This window comes from Alysiella sp., assembly GCF_030525755.1.
GTDB lineage: Bacteria > Pseudomonadota > Gammaproteobacteria > Burkholderiales > Neisseriaceae > Simonsiella.
Genome location: NZ_JAUNEC010000072.1, coordinates 1 through 4,759, shown reverse-complemented (window position 1 = coordinate 4,759; position 4,759 = coordinate 1). Strand labels below are relative to the sequence as shown.

Here is a 4,759-nt window from a genome sequence, read left to right as displayed (position 1 = left end):
TCATAGGGATTATTCTAATCTAAATTGAATTTCCCTGGTTATCTAGTACAGTCCCTATTATTTTAATGTGTGTTCTGTTGAGTTTTTAATGGTAGTTGTGTATCAGTTGTTTTCCCAATGCTGCTAATAAGTAAGTTAAGGTAATCAAAAAACCCATTTTCAGTTGTATTAAGTTAAAAACATCAGCACGCTCATGATTGATGTGGCGATGACAGGCAAATAAAAACATTAATAAAGCCTGTAAACACATATGATGCAATGGATTTAAATAGTACAAATTAAATAAGTGGGCTGCCAAAAATGCACTTAATCCTTTTGGATAAGTCCAAGCAATCATTACAGACAATAACAGAAATGCCAAATGAACAAGCAATAAACTTTGCGCGAAAAGACTTAAAAAAATGCTGCCATTTTTACTACGCCATTTTGGGCGTTTGTTGTTTTCAGGCAGCCTTTCAATTTGGTTTATCCAAAAAAAGATGCTGCCTGAAAACAAGTAAAGAGGAAGCAAAAAAGCATTAGCCCAATGCGTGATACCCAAAACATTGGGCATGATTTGTGCAGAAAGCAGACCTAAACTTAACCACAACACAATCGCAGACCACAGCCATTGCATTTGTACATGTTTAAATGCTTGCCATACAAAAATCAAGCCATAAACCAGCAAGGTGGCTGCCTGAAAATCCCATATCATCAGTAAACCATTTCGCCATCAAATACCGCTATTGCGGCACCTGTCATCAATACATCATGACCCGTAGACCAACGTACAAATAAGTCGCCACCTGGCAAGCTGACTCTTACATCGTTATCGACAGCCAATATGCCCCAACGTGTACCTGCCACGACAGCAGCACATGCTCCTGTGCCACAGGCCTGTGTTTCGCCTACGCCACGTTCAAAAACGCGTAAACGGACATGTTGATTGTTCAGTATTTGCATGAAGCCAACATTAACACGCGCTGGGAAACGCATGTGATTTTGTAAAGCATTACCCCATTCTTGAACAGGGGCATCATCAATATCTTCCACCAACATGACTGCGTGTGGATTGCCCATGCTTAAAATTGCCATTTCTGCACTGTCTAAACCATTGACCACAATGTAACTATTTGCATCTGCTGTTTCATTTGCTCTCAATATGAACGGGACTTTTTCTGGCTGAAATTGTGGTTTTCCCATGTTTACGGTTACTAAACCATCTTCATTAAGACGTGGCACAATTAAACCACGTGCAGTTTCTACCACAATTTCTTTTTTGTGTGTTAAGCCTTTATCGGTAACAAAACGTACAAAACAACGTGCGCCATTACCACATTGCTCTACTTCGCTGCCATCGGCATTAAAGATGCGATAACGAAAATCCACGTTTTCTTTGTTGCTTTTTTCCACCAGCAACAGTTGGTCAAAACCAATGCCTGTATGGCGATTTGCCCAAGCAGCAATTTGATTGGTATTGGGTGTGAAGTTTTGATTGATGCCATCAATGACCACAAAATCATTGCCCAAACCATGCATTTTGGTAAATTTCAGCTTATTCATTTTTGTTGATCACTTTGTTAGTTAGTATGGTTTAAATTCATATTTATAGTTAATTTATTTAAAAACAGGACAATTGTAGAGTACAACTTGTTGTCCCATACATTATGTCCAATTTTTTTTATTGGGTTTACTATAAAATTCAAGCAATGCGTGTATTTTACGCAAAAAACAACCGCCATGCGGTTGTTTTTGTTTCAGGCAGCCTAAAAATTTAAGAGACCCACTTAAAAAACTGGGGAAACAATGCTACCTAATGCCCGTGCATCACTTACTCTTGTGTATTTGGTTTTGGAACCCAAAACCACTATCACAACTGACTCACGCCCAACTTGTGCTTGTAATACCATAGATTGCCCCGCTTCATTCAAATTACCTGTTTTTTGTACACTAACATTCCAGTTTGCATCGTGCACTAAAGGATTGGTATTGCCATAATTAATAACCCTGCCGTCATGGGTGTAAACCCAGCCAGAATGTGCTGTACTTAGCTGGCGAATTTGTGGATATTGATTGGCGGCACGTACCATAATGCTTAAATCGCGTGCAGTAGAAACATTGCGAGGGTCAAGTCCAGTTGGTTCATAAAAACGAGAATTGTTCATGCCCAAACTGCGTGCTTTATCATTCATTGCTTGAACAAAAGCAGCCATGCCACCTGGATAGGTTCTACCCAATGCATGCATCGCACGATTTTCGCTGCTCATCAAACCAATATGAAGCAGTTGCTGACGTGTAAGTGTTGTGCCTATGGTTAAACGACTTCGGGTTCCCTTCAAACGATCAATTTCAGCATCAGTAATAGTAACTGGTTGGCTCATATCCAAGTTACCATCTAATACCACCATGGCTGCCAATAATTTGGAAATTGAGGCAATTGGACGAACTGCATCCATATTTTTATGGTACAAAACCTGCCCAGTATTGGCATTCATAATTAAGGCAGATTTAGCCAACAATGATAAACCACTCAAATTGCTATTGGTTTGCTGATGAACATAATTTGGCTGATCAAGACGAGGGGCGGCATAAGGATTGTTTTCTTGAATGGCAAGTTGTTTTGCCAAAAACTCCCCCAAAGGGTCTTCATTATCAGCAGCAATTGTTGGTGCAATCAAACTGCATGACAATAATGCAGCAAAACAAGTTTGATGAGTAAAACGTAAAAAAGACATGATGTTGCGTTCTCTGAATCGTAAATCAATTTGGTTTGCGCCGTATGCAGGCTGTAAAAAACTGTTTGATGATAACACTTTTTCAGGCAGCCTGAAAAGCAGGGATTTAAGTAAAAACACATTGCACGGCAAATATTTATACTTCTAATCTTGATTTTAAAGATACCATAATTAAATTTAAATCATGTGATTTCAATTAAACATAAACCGCTTTCCAGTTTAAAATAAATATCTTATCAGTATAAACAGCAGAAAAGAAAATCTTTGTTGTCAAACAATTGGTTTTTGTTAATTATGACTTTACTCAATCATTTGTTGAGTACGCATTATATTTTTAGGTGTCATTCTAAACAATGCATTTCTCAATCCATGTTAATCAGAGCATCACTTAAATTTTTGAAGGATTTACCATGAATAACAGCCCAACTACCCGTATTAAGCCCTTATTATTGGCATTAGGCATTGCTTTTGGTTTAGCAGCCTGCGGCGGAGGAGAGAACAAACCAGCGGCAACCACACCTAGTTCAGCCAGCAAGCCTGCCGCCCAATCCACCGAATTAGCCGAAAAACAAGAAATCGTCATCAACAATGGCGCAGAACCCGAATCGCTTGACCCACACAAAGTCGGTGGCGTACCCGAATCCAATATTTTGCGCCAAATGTTTGTCGGCTTAACCACCACCGACAATGACGGCAACACCATCGCAGGCATTGCCGAAAAATGGGAAACTGCCGACAACAAAGTCTGGAAATTTACCCTGCGCGATGCCAAATGGAGCAATGGCGACCCCATTACCGCCGATGATTTTGTGTACAGTTTCCGCCGCTTAACCGACCCTGCCACCGCCTCGCCCTACTCCACCTAATTTGGCAGACGTGAAAGTGGTCAATGCCCAAGACATTGTTGATGGCAAAGCCAAACCCGACACGCTGGGCGTCAAAGCCATCGACCCCAAAACCCTTGAAATCACATTGAGCGAACCCGTTCCCTATTTGCCCGACACGCTCATTCACTCTGCCGTGAAACCCGTAAACAAAAAAACCATAGAACAACATGGCGACAAATGGACGCTGCCTGAAAACTTTGTGGGCAACGGTGCATACAAACTCAAATCTTGGACGGTAAACGACAAAATCGTCATGGAACGCAACCCCAATTATTATGACGATGCCAACACCAAAATCAATCAAGTTACCTTCTTGCCCATCGGTTCAGCCGTTACCGACATGAGCCGCTTTAAAGCAGGCGAAATTGACGTTACTTACAACGACATTCCCACCGAACAATTCGCCTCTTTAAAAACCGAAATGGGCGAACAAATGAAAGTGTCGCCCTATTTGTGTACCTATTATTTTGAATACAATCACAAAAAAGCCCCATTTGACAACGCCAATGTCCGCAAAGCCCTGTCGCTGACCTTTGACCGCGACCTGTTTGCCAGCAAAATTGTGGGTCGTGGCGAAACGCCAGCTTATATGTTCACGCCCCCAGCCGCACAAGGCATGAAAGAATTTGTGCCAGAATGGAAAACATGGGACATGGCAAAACGCATAGAAGAAGCCAAAAAATTGCTCAACGAAGCGGGCTACAACGAAAGCAATCCATTGAAATTTGAATTGCTCTACAACACCAGCGAAAACCACAAGAAAAATGCCGTTGCCGCCACCGCCTTGTGGAAAGAAAAATTGGGCTTTGTGGAAGCCACATTAAACAATCAAGAATGGAAAACCTATTTGGACACACGCCGCACGCAAAAACACCAAATGTCGCGCGGTGGCTGGTGTGCCGATTTCAACGAAGCGTCCACATTCTTGAACACGTTTAAATCCGACAGCAGCAGCAATTATGGCAAATACCAATCCGCCAAATTTGACGATTTGATGAAACAAACTTTAAGCGCAAGCGTTACCCCCGAACAACGCGCCGATTTGTATCAACAAGCCGAAGCGGAATTGGACAAAGACGCTGCCACCATTTTTGCGTATCACTACATCAGTGCGCGTTTGGTGAAACCTTATGTTCAAGGCTATTCCGACAAAGACCC

Annotated in this window: 5 protein-coding genes; 2 read left to right on the top strand and 3 right to left on the bottom strand. The window is 41.7% G+C overall.

Going from position 1 to position 4,759, the window contains the following annotated elements; genetic code table 11:
- Nucleotides 1–85: 85 nt before the first annotated feature.
- The 3 genes from Q4B82_RS09280 to Q4B82_RS09270 form a co-directional block, all read right to left on the bottom strand.
- On the bottom strand, nt 86–694 hold the full coding sequence (locus Q4B82_RS09280; protein WP_303066177.1) for a hypothetical protein: 609 nt from the start codon (nt 692–694) through the stop codon (nt 86–88).
- A complete protein-coding gene (gene dapF / locus Q4B82_RS09275) occupies nt 694–1,542 on the bottom strand; it encodes a diaminopimelate epimerase (protein WP_303066175.1) in 849 nt (282 codons plus the stop codon). Before dapF ends, Q4B82_RS09280 begins: the two co-directional genes overlap by 1 nt.
- 224 nt (nt 1,543–1,766) lie before the next feature.
- Nucleotides 1,767–2,714, bottom strand: coding sequence for a serine hydrolase (locus tag Q4B82_RS09270; protein ID WP_303066174.1), 948 nt, complete (start codon nt 2,712–2,714; stop codon nt 1,767–1,769).
- A gap of 410 nt (nt 2,715–3,124) precedes the next feature.
- On the opposite strand from Q4B82_RS09270, the gene Q4B82_RS09265 reads away from it, so the two are divergent.
- Both Q4B82_RS09265 and Q4B82_RS09260 read left to right on the top strand, forming a co-directional pair.
- A complete protein-coding gene (locus tag Q4B82_RS09265; protein WP_303066172.1) occupies nt 3,125–3,580 on the top strand; it encodes an ABC transporter substrate-binding protein in 456 nt (151 codons plus the stop codon).
- Between the two features lie 10 nt (nt 3,581–3,590).
- The coding region (locus Q4B82_RS09260; protein WP_303066179.1) for an ABC transporter substrate-binding protein at nt 3,591–4,759 on the top strand (1,169 nt) is incomplete at its 3' end.

Coding starts and splice junctions, on each gene's coding strand:
- Q4B82_RS09280 (WP_303066177.1), bottom strand. CDS start 694: ATGATATGGGATTTTCAGGCAGCCACCTTGCTGGTTTATGGCTTGATT.
- dapF (WP_303066175.1), bottom strand. CDS start 1,542: ATGAATAAGCTGAAATTTACCAAAATGCATGGTTTGGGCAATGATTTT.
- Q4B82_RS09270 (WP_303066174.1), bottom strand. CDS start 2,714: ATGTCTTTTTTACGTTTTACTCATCAAACTTGTTTTGCTGCATTATTG.
- Q4B82_RS09265 (WP_303066172.1), top strand. CDS start 3,125: ATGAATAACAGCCCAACTACCCGTATTAAGCCCTTATTATTGGCATTA.